This window comes from Streptomyces krungchingensis (genome assembly GCF_054729265.1).
Genome location: NZ_JBPUKY010000001.1, coordinates 2,311,702 through 2,326,492, shown reverse-complemented (window position 1 = coordinate 2,326,492; position 14,791 = coordinate 2,311,702). Strand labels below are relative to the sequence as shown.

Genomic DNA, 14,791 nt, shown 5'->3' with positions numbered 1-14,791 from the left:
GAGAGCCGGAGCTTTTTTGCGTTCAGGAGTGCTTCCGTCGGCGGCGCTCCACCCCCTCCGCGCCGCGGCTCGAAGGCTGCGGGTAAGGTCAGGGGGCATCATCGGCTCATTTTTCCCACAGGAGGCCCCCGGGTGGAGGTCCAGGAGACCCGCGTCCAGACGGACCGGGTCCTCACCATCCCGAACATCCTCAGCATGGCGCGCCTGGTCGGCGTACCCGTCTTCCTGTGGCTGATCCTCAGGCCGGAGTTCGGCGGCCCCAAGAGCGACGGCTGGGCGCTGCTCGTGCTCATGCTGAGCGGTATCAGCGACTATCTCGACGGCAAGCTCGCACGCCGCTGGAACCAGATCAGCAGTCTCGGCCGGCTGCTCGACCCCGCCGCCGACAGGCTCTACATTCTGTCCACTCTCGTCGGCCTCACCTGGCGCGAGATTCTCCCCCTCTGGTTGACGGCCGCACTTCTCGCGCGCGAGCTGGTTCTCCTGGTGATGGTGGGCATCCTCCGCCGGCACGGCTATCCGCCGCCGCAGGTGAACTTCCTCGGCAAGGCGGCCACGTTCAACCTGATGTACGCCTTCCCGTTGCTGTTGCTGAGCGATGGAAGCGGATGGATCGCGTCACTCGCCGCCGTTTTCGGATGGGCGTTCGCAGGGTGGGGTACAACCCTGTACTGGTGGGCAGGAGTCCTCTACGTGGTACAGGTCCGCCGGCTTGTCAGGGCGGACGCCATGGCCGATTGAGCTCGGCCCGACTCGGTGGCGAAGACGCCCCGATGGCCCGCGCTCGAAATCTGCGGGACAATCTGGACGGGTGAAGTCGGCTAGACCGTCGTCTCTTCAAGGAGGACGCTTCCGACATGAAGGCCGTCGTGATGGCCGGAGGCGAAGGCACACGCCTTCGCCCCATGACCTCGAGCATGCCCAAGCCGCTCCTGCCCGTGGCGAATCGCCCGATCATGGAGCATGTGCTCAGGCTGCTGAAAAGGCATGGGCTCAGCGAGACCGTCGTAACCGTTCAGTTCCTGGCGTCACTCGTCAAGAACTACTTCGGCGACGGCGAAGAGCTCGGCATGGAGCTCACTTATGCCAATGAGGAGAAGCCACTCGGTACTGCCGGGAGCGTCAAGAACGCCGAAGAGGCGCTGAAGGACGACGCTTTCCTCGTGATCTCCGGTGACGCGTTGACCGACTTCGATCTCACCGAGCTCATCAATTTCCACAAGGAAAAGGGCGCGCTCGTCACCGTCTGCCTGACACGCGTACCGAATCCGCTGGAATTCGGCATCACCATCGTGGACGAAGAGGGCAAGGTCGAGCGCTTCCTGGAGAAGCCGACCTGGGGCCAGGTCTTCTCCGACACCGTGAACACGGGCATCTACGTCATGGAGCCCGAAGTCTTCGACTACGTCGAGGCCGATGTGCCGGTCGACTGGTCCGGTGACGTCTTCCCGCAGCTCATGAAGGAAGGCAAGCCCATCTACGGCTACATCGCCGAGGGCTACTGGGAGGACGTCGGCACCCACGAGAGCTACGTGAAGGCGCAGGCCGACGTCCTGGAAGGCAAGGTCGAGGTCGAACTCGACGGCTTCGAGATCTCGCCCGGCGTGTGGGTCGCCGAGGGTGCAGAGGTGCACCCCGACGCCGTACTGCGGGGACCGCTCTACATCGGCGACTACGCCAAGGTCGAGGCGAACGCCGAAATCCGCGAACACACCGTGGTCGGCTCCAACGTCGTCGTCAAGAGCGGTGCCTTTCTCCACCGGGCCGTCGTGCACGACAACGTGTACATCGGTCCGCACAGCAACCTGCGTGGCTGCGTCGTCGGCAAGAACACCGACATCATGCGCGCCGCGCGGATCGAGGACGGCGCCGTCATCGGCGACGAGTGCCTCGTAGGCGAAGAATCGATCATCCAGGGCAACGTCCGCGTCTACCCGTTCAAGACCATCGAGGCCGGCGCCTTCGTCAACACCTCGGTGATCTGGGAGTCCCGGGGACAGGCGCATCTCTTCGGTGCCCGAGGGGTCACCGGGATCCTGAACGTGGAGATCACTCCGGAACTCGCCGTGCGTCTCGCCGGCGCCTACGCGACGACCCTGAAGAAGGGCTCCACGGTCACGACGGCCCGTGACCACTCCCGAGGCGCGCGGGCGTTGAAACGAGCGGTGATCTCGGCACTCCAGGCCAGCGCCATCGACGTACGCGACCTCGAGAACGTGCCGCTGCCGGTGGCCCGGCAGCAGACCGCCAGGGGCAGTGCCGGCGGCATCATGATCCGCACCACGCCAGGGGTCCCGGACTCCGTCGACATCATGTTCTTCGACGGACAGGGCGCCGACCTGTCGCAGGGCGGACAGCGCAAGCTGGACCGGGTCTTCGCACGACAGGAGTACCGGCGCGCGTTCCCCGGTGAGATCGGGGACCTGCACTTCCCGGCCAGCGTCTTCGACTCGTACACCGGATCACTGCTGAGGAACGTCGACACCACCGGGATCGCGGAATCCGGGTTGAAGGTCGTCGTGGACGCCTCGAACGGCAGCGCCGGACTGGTGCTGCCCAGCCTCCTCGGCAAGCTCGGGGTCGACTCGCTGACCATCAACCCCGGTCTCGACGAGTCCAGGCCGACGGAGACGGCGGACACCCGGCGGGCCGGGCTGGTGCGCCTCGGCGAGATCGTCGCGTCGGCCCGCGCCGCGTTCGGGGTGCGTTTCGACCCGGTGGGCGAGCGGCTCTCCCTCGTCGACGAGAAGGGGCGGATCGTCGAGGACGACCGCGCCCTGCTGGTCATGCTCGACCTGGTGGCGGCGGAACGGCGCAGCGGACGCGTGGCGCTCCCGGTGACGACCACGCGGATCGCCGAGCAGGTGGCCGCGTACCACGGCACGCAGGTGGAGTGGACGACCACGTCGCCCGACGACCTGACACGGGTCGGCGGCGAAGAGTCGACGATCTTCGGCGGCGACGGGCGCGGCGGCTTCATCATCCCCGAGTTCAGCAGCGTGTTCGACGGCGCGGCCGCCTTCGTACGGCTCATCGGGCTCGTGGCACGGACCCAGCTCACCCTCAGCCAGATCGACGCGCGGATTCCGCGGGCGCACGTCCTCAAGCGTGACCTGGCGACTCCCTGGGCCGTCAAGGGCCTCGTGATGCGCCGTGTCGTGGAGGAGGCCGGAGACCGGTTCGTGGACACCACTGACGGCGTACGGGTCGTGGAGACCGACGGGCGCTGGGTGATGGTGCTCCCGGACCCCGCCGAGGCCGTCACACATCTGTGGGCCGAAGGCCCGGACGACGCCTCCGCGGAGGCCCTGCTCGACGAGTGGGCGGCGGTCGTGGACAGCGCCGGCCGTTAGCACGCGTGCGTGCCGGACAAGTGCCCCCAAGGGGGCCTGTCCGGCACGTCGGTGGGGCCATTCGGAGGTAGCACCCGCGACGTGCGACGATGTGCGGCATGCCGCAGCAGCCCCCCGTTCGGAGCAGCGCTCCACGCCCCTCGCGCCCGGACGCCTCCATGTCGCTGCTCACCAACGTCATGGACCACAGCCTCGACGACGGATACGCCGAGGCTGCCGCCCGCAAGCAGGCCGAGGACGCCGGCGGCATGCCGAAGACGGTCCGGGCGAAGCTGGGGCTCGCCGCCGGCCTCGTCCTCGCGGCTCTCGTGGTCACCGTGGGCGCGGCGAACGCACGCATAGCCGCCCCGGTCGTCGCCAAGGAACGCCAGGAGCTCATCGACCGGGTCGAACGCGAGACCAGGACCGCGGACGAGCTGGAGAGCACCGTCGACTCCCTGCGAGCCGACGTGAACGCCCGGCAGCGTGAGGCGCTCAAGAAGAGCGGTGGTGACCAGGCCGACCTGGTGAGCATCCTGTCGGGCGCGACCGATGTGCACGGCCCCGGCGTGAAGCTCGTCGTGAACGACGCCAAGGAAGCCAGTACGGGGGGCGGCGGGAACCCGCGCGAGACCTCCGGGTTCTCCGACACCGGACGCGTCCGCGACCGTGACATGCAGCGCGTCGTCAACGGCCTGTGGGAGTCGGGCGCGGAGGCCATCTCCATCAACGGACAGCGTCTGACAGCCCTGTCGGCGATCCGTGCCGCGGGAGACGCGATACTGGTCGACAACAAGCCGCTGGTGCCGCCGTACACGGTGCTCGCGGTGGGGGACGGCAAGCGCCTCAGCACCAGGTTCCAGAACAGCGCCGACGGGTTGTACCTGCATGCGCTGCAGGAGAACTACGGCATTCGGACCGGCATTTCCGTCGAGGACGACATCCGGTTGTCCGCCGCACCGAGTGTGATCGTACGTACAGCACAGCCGAGCACAGAGAAGGGCACATCGTGATCGCCGTACTGGGCCTCGTCGTGGGAGTCGTGGCTGGACTGTTGGTCCGGCCCGAGGTTCCGGCGGTCGTCGAGCCTTACCTCCCGATCGCCGTCGTGGCGGCGCTCGACGCCGTGTTCGGCGGTCTGCGGGCGATGCTCGACGGGATCTTCGACGACAAGGTCTTCGTGGTGTCGTTCCTGTCGAACGTGGTCGTGGCCGCGCTGATCGTCTTCCTGGGCGACAAGTTGGGCGTCGGCGCGCAGCTCTCCACGGGTGTCGTGGTCGTCCTCGGCATCCGCATCTTCTCCAACGCCGCGGCGATCCGTCGGCACGTGTTCCGGGCGTGAGGCCGATGAGCAACGAGGACGAGAACCCCCAGGCTTCCGAGAACGCGAGGCCCTCCGAGAGCGAGCGGCCCGTCGAGGGCCGGACCCCGCCCGAGGAGCGCAGGCCCGCCGCGGACACCAGCTCTGCGGCCGACCCAAGGTCCCCCGAGGGGCGGAGGCCCGCCCAGAACCCGGCTTCCTCCGAGAACCAGGCTTCCTCCGGGAACCAGGCTTCCTCCGGGAACCAGGCTGCCTCCGAGAACCAGGCTTCCTCCGGGAACCAGGGGCGTGCGGAGGACCGGAGGCCGGCAGAGAGGCCCACGTCGCCGCAGGCTCCCCAGCAGCCCCGGATGCCCCAGTCGCCTCGGCCTGCCCAGCCGACTCATCCTGTTCGGCCCTCTCAGCACTTCCGGCTGCCCGAGGACGCGGAGCCGCCGCAGCCCGCGGGACCGACGCAGAGCGCCCAGCCGCCGCAGCCCGCGCGGCCGATGCCGGGCGCCCAGCCGCAGCAGCCGGGTGGGCCGGCTCAGGGCCCGAGGCAGTCGCAGCCGGTCCGCCCCCCTCAGGGTGCTCAGCCCGGGCGTCCGGTGCAGCCGGGACAGGCTGGTCGGCCCCCGCACCCGGCTCGGTCGGCCCAGGGCATGCAGCAGCCTGGTCCCGCGCAACAGCCCCGCCCTGCGCAGCGGCCGGGTCCCGTACAGCAGCCCCACCCCGGCCGGCAGTCGCGTCCGACGCAGCCGTCGCAGTCGCCGTCGGGGCGGCCGCCGCAGGCCGCCCGTCCCTTCGAAGGCCCTCAGGCGTCCAGGAACTCCGAGCCCCCGCGCAACGTTCAGCCGCCCGGTGCTCCGGAGAACCGGCTGCGCAAGGAACTTCCCCAAGAAGTACCCGCCGCGGCCCGTTCCGGAAATTCCGGTTCACATCCGGACGAAGAGGGCACAGAGCCTTCGATGACCGGACGTCAGCGCCTGGTCGACGGACTGTGGCCGCCGCGTGTCTCGCGTGCCCAACTCATCGTCGCCCTGCTGCTGTTCGGCCTTGGATTCGGTCTCGCCGTCCAGGTCGCCTCCAACAGCGACAGCGGCAGCGCCCTGCGCGGAGCACGTCAGGAAGATCTCGTACGCATCCTCGATGAACTCGACAACCGAACTCAGCGTCTTGAGGACGAGAAGCAGGGTCTCGAAGATCAGCGCACCGAGCTGGAGAACAGCTCGAACCAGGCCGAGGAGGCCCGCAAGCAGACGGTCGAGAAGGAGAAGCAACTCGGCATTCTGGCGGGCACCGTGGCGGCGCAGGGGCCCGGCATCACCGTGACGATCGACGACGCGAAAGGGACGGTCAAGGCGGACATGCTGCTCGACGCGGTCCAGGAGCTGCGCGCGGCCGGCGCGGAGGCGATCCAGGTGAACGGCGTACGCGTCGTCGCCGACACCTTCCTGAGCGATGCCGACGGCGGAGTGAAGGTCGACGGGAACAAGATCGCCCAGCCCTATCGTTTCAAGGTCATCGGCAAGCCGCAGGATCTGGAGCCGGCGCTGAACATCCCCGGAGGTGTGGTGCAGACACTGGAGAAGGAGCAGGCCACCGTGACGGTGGACCGTGCGACCAAGATCGTGGTGGACGCCTTGCGACCGGCGAAGCGGCCTGACTACGCTCGGTCGTCCTCCCAGTGAGCCGGGGTTGCATGAGGGTCGTCCGGCGAGGGCATGAGGTTGCGGGGGGTCGGCGCACCGATTGGGTGGTGCGTGGTGGAAACTGTCTGGTGGATACGGACGTTGTGAGGATGTCCGGGTCGACCGGTGTGTTCAATCAGGGTTCGTCCTGCCCCACGGGCGGGTCTGTTTCGGTCAAGGGGAATCGCCCGTGAAGTTGTTTGCGAAGTTGTTCGGCAAGAGCGCGCGAGAGGGCAGTGGTGACAACGCCACCGCCCGGCACCGTGCACCGCGCCAGGGAGACGCGGAGGCCCATGGCGGCGACCGCCCGCTGTTCCGTGACCAGGTCGCTGGTCCGGGCGGTGACATTTCCGGTGGTCAGGGCGCGCCGTCTGTTGACCCTGCCCAGTCCGGCCGCATAGGTTTCGGGGATCCGTCGACCTCAAGTGCGGGTGGAGGGTTTGCCTCCGACCCGTATGCGTCCCATGCCCCCGGTGGGCAGCCGCGGCAGGAGGATCCGTCCATGGCCCTGGTGTGTACGAGGTGCGGTAACCGCAACGCGGAGAACAGCCGGTTCTGTTCCAACTGCGGTGCGCCGCTGCGGGGCGGCGCCGAGCGTCCGTCCGAGACGACGTCCACGATCTCCATCTCCGGCATCGAGGCCTACGACGCCGAGGTGACGGGGCAGACGCCGTCGCCGATGCTCTCCCCGGAGGCGCAGGCGGCCGTCGACGCGCTGCCGCTCGGCTCGGCGCTCCTGGTGGTGCGCCGCGGCCCGAACTCGGGCAGCCGCTTCCTGCTGGACGGTGAGCTGACCACGGCGGGGCGTCATCCGCAGAGCGACATCTTCCTGGACGACGTGACGGTGTCGCGTCGCCACGTGGAGTTCCGTCGCGCGGCGGACGGCTCGTTCACGGTGGCCGACGTCGGCAGCCTGAACGGCACGTACGTCAACCGCGAGCGGATCGACCAGGTCGCTCTGGCGAACGGCGACGAGGTGCAGATCGGCAAGTACCGGCTGGTCTTCTACGCGAGCCAGCGGGCCATCTGACCCTCCCCCAGACTCGGTCAGGGGGGACCCCAGGGAAGGTCCATGCTTCAAACACCGAGCGGCGGTGCCGGCAGCGGTACCGCCGCCACGGACAGTGGGCTGATGAGCATCGGCGTGGTCCTGAACGCACTGCGCGACGAGTTCCCCGAAGTCACCATCTCCAAGATCAGGTTCCTGGAGTCGGAGGGGCTCGTCGAGCCGCGGCGGACTCCCTCGGGGTACCGCAAGTTCAGCGCCCACGACGTCGAGCGCCTCGGTCACGTCCTGAGGATGCAGCGGGACCACTATCTGCCCCTCAAGGTGATCCGCGAGCACCTGGAGGCCCTGGAGCGCGGTGAGCCCGTACGTCTGCCGTCCGTGGGCCGTCAGCGCGACGCGGGGGACGGCGAACCCCTGGGCGACTTCCTGGGCGAGCCCGAGGCGCCCACGGCGGCCCGTGTGGGCCGTGCCGAGCTGCTGGCCGCAGCGGAGATCGACGAGCGGGACCTGGCGGAGTGGGAGTCGTACGGGCTGATCGCGCCGCTGGCGGACGGCGTGTACGACGCCGAGGCGGTGACCGTCGCGACGCTGGTGGTCGAGCTGGGGCGGTTCGGGATCGAGCCGCGTCACCTGCGTGCGATGAAGGCCGCCGCGGAGCGTGACGCAGGGCTCGTGGACCAGGTGGTGGCCCCGCTGCGGCGCCATCGCAACCCGCAGACGCGGGCGCACGCCGAGGCCCGTACGAAGGAGCTCGCGGGGCTCACGGTGAAGCTGCACGCGGCGCTCGTGCAGACCGCGCTGGGCGTACGACTGCCCTGAACCGGGGCGCCGGCCGGGGCTCCGGATCGTCCACCCGTTCTGTGCCCGACTACCCAAACGTCCCGGGCACGGCCTAGGGTTGCTGTGTGAACGAGCTCGATGTCGTAGGTGTCCGGGTCGAAATGCCCTCCAACCAACCGATCGTGCTTCTGCGTGAAGTGGGAGGCGACCGGTACCTCCCCATCTGGATCGGACCGGGGGAGGCGACCGCGATCGCCTTCGCCCAGCAGGGCATGGCCCCCGCGCGACCGCTGACCCACGACCTGTTCAAGGACGTGCTGGAGGCCGTGGGCCAGGAGCTCACCGAGGTACGCATCACGGACCTGCGTGAGGGCGTCTTCTACGCGGAGCTGGTCTTCGCCAGCGGGGTCGAGGTCAGCGCACGGCCGTCCGACGCCATAGCGCTGGCACTGCGCACCGGGACGCCGATCTACGGCAGCGACGGCGTGCTCGACGACGCCGGCATCGCGATCCCGGACGAGCAGGAGGACGAGGTCGAGAAGTTCCGCGAGTTCCTCGACCAGATCTCGCCCGAGGACTTCGGCACCAACAGCCAGTGAGGCCCCGCGACCGCTCGTCGGTGGTGTCCGCGAAGGCGCGCCGGTCCCGGCGGCAATTGCCCGTGGCCAGTGTGGTGCGCCGCGGCCCGGGCCGCGAGCATTCGGCTAGCCTTTCCCCGCGGTGGGGCACGAGAAACCACTCTTAGGGTGATTATCACTCGGCGTGCCGAGTGTGGCGATCGTTGACGCACCCGTGGTGACTGCCTACCGTCGAGAAGGCAGGTCAAGGACGGAGGTCGGCGTGAGAAACAGCGGCGACGGTACGGCTGGGGGTGCCCCCGGACACGGTCCGGGGGAGAGCGGCCCGTACCCTCCCACCAGCGCTCGGCTCCGCTCGAGCAGGGGGTATCCCGACCACGGCAGCACGGGCGAGCACGCTCCGATGCGGCCGACGGCGGTCCCGGACGAGGGAGGGGCCGTTACCGAGGAGATCGGCTACCGCGGTCCCACGGCATGTGCCGCCGCGGGCATCACCTACCGGCAACTGGACTACTGGGCGAGGACCGGGCTCGTCGAGCCGAGCGTGCGGCCCGCCTACGGATCCGGGACGCAGCGGCTCTACAGCTTCCGTGACGTCGTCGTCCTGAAGATCGTCAAGCGGTTCCTCGACACAGGTGTGTCGCTGCAGAACATCCGCACCACGGTCCAGCACCTCAGGGAGCGCGGCTTCCGGGACCTGGAGCGGATGACGCTGATGAGCGACGGCGCGACGGTCTACGAGTGCACCTCGCCCGACGACGTCCACGCGCTGCTCCAGGGCGGCCAGGGAGTCTTCGGGATCGCCGTGGGAGTGGTGTGGCGGGACGTCGAAGGCGCCCTGTCGCAGCTGCACGGAGAGCGTGTGGACACCGGCGAGACGCTCGTCGGGCACAATCCCGCGGACGAGCTGGCACGGCGGCGCAACCGGGCTGTGTGACCCGCTGGGCGTCCCCGTGAGAGGCGTGCCGCTTCGCGGGCCGTCCCGTGGGCGGCGGGCCGCGCAGGGGCATTGTCAGTGGCGTGGTGCAGCATCGGACATGTGAGAACCGCGCCCACGATCCTGCATCTCGACATGGATGCCTTCTTCGCCTCGGCGGAACAGGCGTCCAAGCCGAGCCTGCGCGGGAAAGCGGTCGTCGTGGGCGGGCTCGGACCGCGCGGAGTCGTCGCCACCGCGTCGTACGAGGCCCGGGTCTTCGGTGTCCACTCGGCGATGCCCATGGCCCAGGCCCGCCGCCTCGCACCGAACGCCGCGTATCTCGTGCCCCGCTTCGGCCTCTACAAGGAGGTCAGCGAGCAGGTGATGGCGCTGCTGCGGGCCCTGTCGCCCCTGGTGGAGCCGCTGAGCCTGGACGAGGCCTTCGTGGACCTGGAAGCGGGAGACGCGGCCTGGGACGAGGGCTCCGCACGGCGCGCCGGGGTGAAGCTGCGCGCGGACATCCGTGCCGTCACCGGACTCACGGGCTCGGTGGGCCTCGCCGCGTCCAAGATGCTCGCGAAGATCGCCTCCGAGCAGGCCAAGCCCGACGGACTGGTCCTGATAGAGCCCGGCACCGAGCGCGCGCTGCTGGGGCCGATGTCGGTGCGGACGCTGCCCGGCGTGGGCCCCGCGACCGGAGACCATCTGCGGCGGGCCGGGATCACCACGGTCGAGGAGATCGCCGAGGCCGGCGAGGACGAGCTCGTACGGCTGCTGGGGAAGGCGCACGGACACGCGCTGTACGCGATGGCGCTGGCGCACGACGAGCGGCCCGTGGTCGCCGAGCGGGAGACGAAGTCCGTCTCGGTCGAAGACACCTATGACGTGGACATCCACGACCGGATGCGGGTCGGTCTGGAGGTGCAGCGGCTCGCCGACCGCTGCGTGCAGCGGCTGCGCGGGGCGGGGCTGTCGGGGCGGACCATCGTTTTGAAGGTGCGGAGGTACGACTTCTCGACGCTCACCCGGTCCGAGACGCTGCGGGGGCCCACGGACGATCCGGCGGTCGTGCGGGAGGCCGCCGCGCGGCTCCTGGAGGCCGTGGACACGACCGGTGGGGTGCGGCTGCTGGGGGTCGGGGTCTCGGGGCTCGCCGACTACACGCAGGAGGACCTGTTCGCGCAGGCGCAGGCCCATGCCGCGGCGGAGGAGCCCCCCGGCCAGGCGCACCCCGCAGACGAGGGGTCGCGCGAGTCCGGGGCGTCACCGGACGCGCCCGCCGAGCGCCGGTGGCCCGCCGGGCACGACGTGCGGCATGCCGAGCACGGGCACGGCTGGGTCCAGGGCAGCGGCCTGGGGCGGGTCACGGTGCGGTTCGAGACGCCCTACTCCGCGCCGGGGCGGGTCAAGACGTTCCGGACCGACGACCCCGGGCTGGAGCCGGCCGATCCGCTGCCCCTGGTCGCTCCGGTGGTTTCCCCGGACGCGTTGGAGCATCCGGGTCAGGGCTCGTCCGAGCCCGCGACCTTGCCGAAGTCACGGTCCGGCGGAGGCGGGGAGGGGGCCGCCACGTCGAGTCCGTAGTGGTGGTAGAGCTGGAGCTCCTGCTCGGGCGAGAGGTGCCGGCCCACGCCGAAGTCGGGAGCGTCCTTGATCAGGGCCCGGTCGAAGGGGATGCGCAGGGCCCCTTCCACGAGTTCACTGGGCTCCAGAGGCACGAAAGCGTCCCTGCTGAAGAGGCCTGTGCGTATGGCCGCCCACTCCGGAACACCGGTCGCGTCGTCGAGGTACACCTCGTCGATCGTGCCGATCTTGGTGCCATTGCGGTCGAACGCCTTGCGGCCGATCAGGTTGCGCGGATCGATGTCGGTCTGCACGTGCCCTCCACTTGGTCGCAACTCATCCGTAAGCACTACAAAAGAGCACATTCAGGCAGGCGGCCACTCGAAGGATCGTGTCTTGTCCTCGCTGGTAGGCTGACAGCGGCTGCTGACCCCGTGCGGGAGAGTCCTCCAGACTTCATCGGAGGCGCCGAAGGAGCAAATCCTCCCCGGAATCTCTCAGGCTCACGTACCGCACGGACGAGGTCACTCTGGAAAGCAGGGCGGTCGCCGACGGCTTCCGCTCTCACCGACGGTGAAAACCGGCACGTCGGACGGGCCGGTGAAACTCTCAGGTTGAGATGACAGAGGGGGAGGCCGTCGGGGTACCCGTGCCGGGGTGCCCCTCGAAGGTCGCGTCAGACCAGGAGGCCTCCGCAATGACCGTCCACCGCATTCCGCTCTCCGAGCTCGAACAGGGAATCCCCTTCGAGCAGCGCCACATCGGGCCCGACCTCGAGGCCAGGGCCAAGATGCTCGCCCACGTCGGATACGGCTCGCTCGACGATCTGACGGCCGCCGCGGTGCCGGACGTGATCAAGAATGCCGAGGCTCTGAAGCTTCCCGGCGCGCGTACCGAGGCGGAGGTCCTCGCCGAGCTGCGTTCCCTCGCGGACCGCAACGAGGTGCTCGGTTCGATGATCGGCCTCGGTTACTACGGCACGTTCACGCCGCCGGTGATCCTGCGCAATGTCATGGAGAACCCGGCCTGGTACACCGCGTACACGCCGTACCAGCCGGAGATCTCGCAGGGCCGCCTGGAGGCGCTCCTCAACTTCCAGACCGTGGTCGCCGAGCTGACCGGGCTGCCGACCTCGGGCGCCTCGCTGCTCGACGAGGGCACCGCCGCCGCCGAGGCGATGGCGCTGTCCCGGCGCATGGGCAAGAACAAGAAGGGCCTCTTCCTGGTCGACGCGGACGCCCTGCCGCAGACCATCGCCGTCATAGAGACCCGCGCGGAGCCGACCGGCGTCGAGGTCGTCGTCGCCGACCTCAGCGAGGGCATCCCGGCCGAGATCGCCGAGCGCGACATCAACGGCGTGCTGCTCCAGTACCCCGGCGCCTCCGGTGCCGTACGCGACATCAAGGCGGTCGTCGACCAGGCCCACGAGCTCGGCGCGGTGGTCACCGTGGCCGCCGACCTCCTCGCCCTGACCCTGCTCACCTCGCCGGGCGACCTCGGCGCCGACATCGCCGTCGGTACGACGCAGCGTTTCGGTGTGCCGATGGGCTTCGGCGGTCCGCACGCCGGCTACATGGCGGTCCAGGAGAAGTTCGCCCGCAGCCTGCCCGGTCGCCTGGTCGGTGTGTCCGTCGACGCCGACGGACACAAGGCGTACCGCCTCGCCCTGCAGACGCGCGAGCAGCACATCCGCCGGGAGAAGGCCACCAGCAACATCTGCACCGCTCAGGTGCTGCTCGCCGTGATGGCCGGCATGTACGCCGTCTACCACGGCCCCGACGGTCTGCGGACCATCGCGCGACGCACCCACCGCTACGCCACCGTGCTCGCCGCGGGTCTGACGGCGGGCGGAGCCGAGGTCGTGCACGGTGCGTACTTCGACACGCTGACCGTGCGGGTCCCGGGCCGGGCTGCGGAGATCGTCGCCGCCGCCCGCGAGCACGGCGTCAACGTCCACCAGGCGGACGCCGACCACGTGTCGATCTCCTGCGACGAGACCACCACGCGCCGTGAGCTCGGCGCCGTGTGGACCGCGTTCGGTGTCGAGGGCGACGTCGAGGCGCTGGACGCCACCGCCGAGGACACCCTGCCGGTCGCGCTGCTGCGCACCGACGACTACCTCACCCACCCGGTGTTCCATCAGCACCGCTCCGAGACCGCGATGCTGCGCTACCTGCGCAAGCTGTCCGACCGCGACTACGCGCTCGACCGCGGCATGATCCCGCTGGGCTCCTGCACGATGAAGCTCAACGCGACCACGGAGATGGAGCCGGTCACCTGGCCCGAGTTCGGCCAGCTGCACCCCTTCGTCCCGGCCGAGCAGGCACAGGGCTACCTCACGCTGATCACGGAGCTCGAGGAGCGGCTCGCCGAGGTCACCGGGTACGACAAGGTCTCGCTCCAGCCCAACGCCGGTTCGCAGGGCGAGCTGGCCGGTCTGCTGGCCGTCCGCGGCTACCACCGCGCCAACGGCGACGAGCAGCGCACCGTCTGTCTCATCCCGTCCTCCGCGCACGGCACCAACGCCGCGAGTGCCGTGATGGCCGGCATGAAGGTCGTGGTCGTCAAGACCGCGGACGACGGCGAGGTCGACATCGAGGACCTGCGTGCCAAGATCGAGCAGTACCGCGACGAACTCGCCGTACTGATGATCACGTACCCCTCGACGCACGGAGTGTTCGAGGAGCATGTCGCCGACATCTGCGCGCAGGTCCACGAGGCCGGCGGTCAGGTCTACGTCGACGGCGCCAACCTCAACGCGCTGGTGGGTCTGGCCAAGCCGGGGCACTTCGGCGGTGACGTCTCGCACCTCAACCTGCACAAGACGTTCTGCATCCCGCACGGCGGCGGCGGCCCGGGAGTCGGCCCGGTCGGCGTGCGCGCGCACCTGGCGCCGTACCTGCCCAACCACCCCCTGCAGCCCGCGGCCGGTCCGGAGACCGGTGTGGGCCCGATCTCGGCAGCTCCGTGGGGCTCCGCGGGCATCCTGCCGATCTCCTGGGCCTACGTCCGGCTCATGGGCGGCGAGGGCCTCAAGCGCGCCACGCAGGTGGCCGTGCTGTCCGCGAACTACATCGCCAAGCGTCTGGAGCCGCACTTCCCGGTGCTCTACACCGGTCCGGGCGGGCTCGTCGCGCACGAGTGCATCATCGACCTGCGCCCGCTGACCAAGGCGACCGGCGTGAGCGTCGACGACATCGCCAAGCGCCTGATCGACTACGGCTTCCACGCGCCGACGATGTCGTTCCCGGTGGCCGGGACGCTGATGATCGAGCCGACCGAGTCCGAGGACCTGGGCGAGCTCGACCGCTTCTGCGACGCGATGATCGCGATTCGCGCGGAGATCGACAAGGTCGGCTCGGGCGAGTGGGCGGTCGACGACAACCCGCTGCGAGGTGCCCCGCACACCGCCGCCGCGCTCGGTGGCGAGTGGAACCACGCGTACTCGCGCGAGGAGGCCGTCTTCCCGGCCGGTGTCTCGGCCGCGGACAAGTACTGGCCGCCGGTGCGCCGCATCGACCAGGCGTACGGCGACCGGAACCTCGTCTGCTCCTGCCCGCCGCTGGACGCCTACGAGGACTGATCGACACCGCGGACGCGGGCGGCTACGAGGAGTAGT

Annotated in this window: 12 protein-coding genes and 1 riboswitch; of the genes, 11 read left to right on the top strand and 1 reads right to left on the bottom strand. The window is 69.7% G+C overall.

The window, feature by feature from the left end:
- Positions 1-132 precede the first annotated feature (132 nt).
- The 10 genes from ACSYGO_RS10450 (at position 133) to ACSYGO_RS10405 (ending at position 11,193) form a co-directional block, all read left to right on the top strand.
- A complete protein-coding gene (locus ACSYGO_RS10450; protein WP_345658240.1) occupies positions 133-741 on the top strand; it encodes a CDP-alcohol phosphatidyltransferase family protein in 609 nt (202 codons plus the stop codon).
- A gap of 116 nt (positions 742-857) precedes the next feature.
- Positions 858-3,353 (top strand): sugar phosphate nucleotidyltransferase, encoded by a 2,496-nt coding sequence (locus ACSYGO_RS10445; RefSeq protein ID WP_426678823.1) that lies wholly within the window; start codon positions 858-860, stop codon positions 3,351-3,353.
- Positions 3,354-3,442: 89 nt separating this feature from the next.
- Complete coding sequence (locus tag ACSYGO_RS10440) at positions 3,443-4,345, top strand: DUF881 domain-containing protein (protein ID WP_426678822.1); 903 nt, start codon at positions 3,443-3,445, stop codon at positions 4,343-4,345.
- The gene (locus tag ACSYGO_RS10435; protein WP_003988855.1) at positions 4,342-4,674 is read left to right on the top strand and encodes a small basic family protein; all 333 of its coding nucleotides are present in this window, start codon (positions 4,342-4,344) and stop codon (positions 4,672-4,674) included. The genes ACSYGO_RS10440 and ACSYGO_RS10435 overlap by 4 nt, the downstream gene beginning before the upstream one ends.
- An 836-nt stretch (positions 4,675-5,510) precedes the next feature.
- Entirely contained in the window at positions 5,511-6,323 is an 813-nt protein-coding gene (locus ACSYGO_RS10430; RefSeq protein WP_460389697.1) for a DUF881 domain-containing protein, read from the top strand.
- Positions 6,324-6,384: 61 nt separating this feature from the next.
- Positions 6,385-7,353 carry an FHA domain-containing protein gene (locus ACSYGO_RS10425; protein ID WP_345658238.1) on the top strand — a complete coding sequence of 323 codons (969 nt, stop codon included), beginning with the start codon at positions 6,385-6,387 and terminating at the stop codon, positions 7,351-7,353.
- Positions 7,354-7,395: 42 nt separating this feature from the next.
- On the top strand, positions 7,396-8,151 hold the full coding sequence (ftsR, locus tag ACSYGO_RS10420; protein ID WP_432172243.1) for a transcriptional regulator FtsR: 756 nt from the start codon (positions 7,396-7,398) through the stop codon (positions 8,149-8,151).
- 86 nt (positions 8,152-8,237) lie between these two features.
- The gene (locus ACSYGO_RS10415; protein WP_006123076.1) at positions 8,238-8,711 is read left to right on the top strand and encodes a bifunctional nuclease family protein; all 474 of its coding nucleotides are present in this window, start codon (positions 8,238-8,240) and stop codon (positions 8,709-8,711) included.
- Positions 8,712-8,952: 241 nt separating this feature from the next.
- Positions 8,953-9,627: a MerR family transcriptional regulator gene (locus ACSYGO_RS10410; RefSeq protein ID WP_426678819.1), complete on the top strand. Its 675-nt coding sequence runs from the start codon at positions 8,953-8,955 to the stop codon at positions 9,625-9,627.
- A gap of 102 nt (positions 9,628-9,729) precedes the next feature.
- Positions 9,730-11,193 carry a DNA polymerase IV gene (locus tag ACSYGO_RS10405; RefSeq protein WP_460386544.1) on the top strand — a complete coding sequence of 488 codons (1,464 nt, stop codon included), beginning with the start codon at positions 9,730-9,732 and terminating at the stop codon, positions 11,191-11,193.
- Here the strand turns inward: ACSYGO_RS10405 and ACSYGO_RS10400 are convergent.
- Complete coding sequence (locus tag ACSYGO_RS10400) at positions 11,112-11,486, bottom strand: PRC-barrel domain-containing protein (protein WP_028800503.1); 375 nt, start codon at positions 11,484-11,486, stop codon at positions 11,112-11,114. The two genes, ACSYGO_RS10405 and ACSYGO_RS10400, sit on opposite strands and share 82 nt — an antisense overlap.
- Positions 11,487-11,599: 113 nt before the next feature.
- A riboswitch (glycine riboswitch) is annotated at positions 11,600-11,695 on the top strand.
- Between the two features lie 174 nt (positions 11,696-11,869).
- On the opposite strand from ACSYGO_RS10400, the gene gcvP reads away from it, so the two are divergent.
- Positions 11,870-14,755 carry an aminomethyl-transferring glycine dehydrogenase gene (gene gcvP / locus ACSYGO_RS10395; protein WP_435226503.1) on the top strand — a complete coding sequence of 962 codons (2,886 nt, stop codon included), beginning with the start codon at positions 11,870-11,872 and terminating at the stop codon, positions 14,753-14,755.
- Positions 14,756-14,791 lie beyond the last annotated feature (36 nt).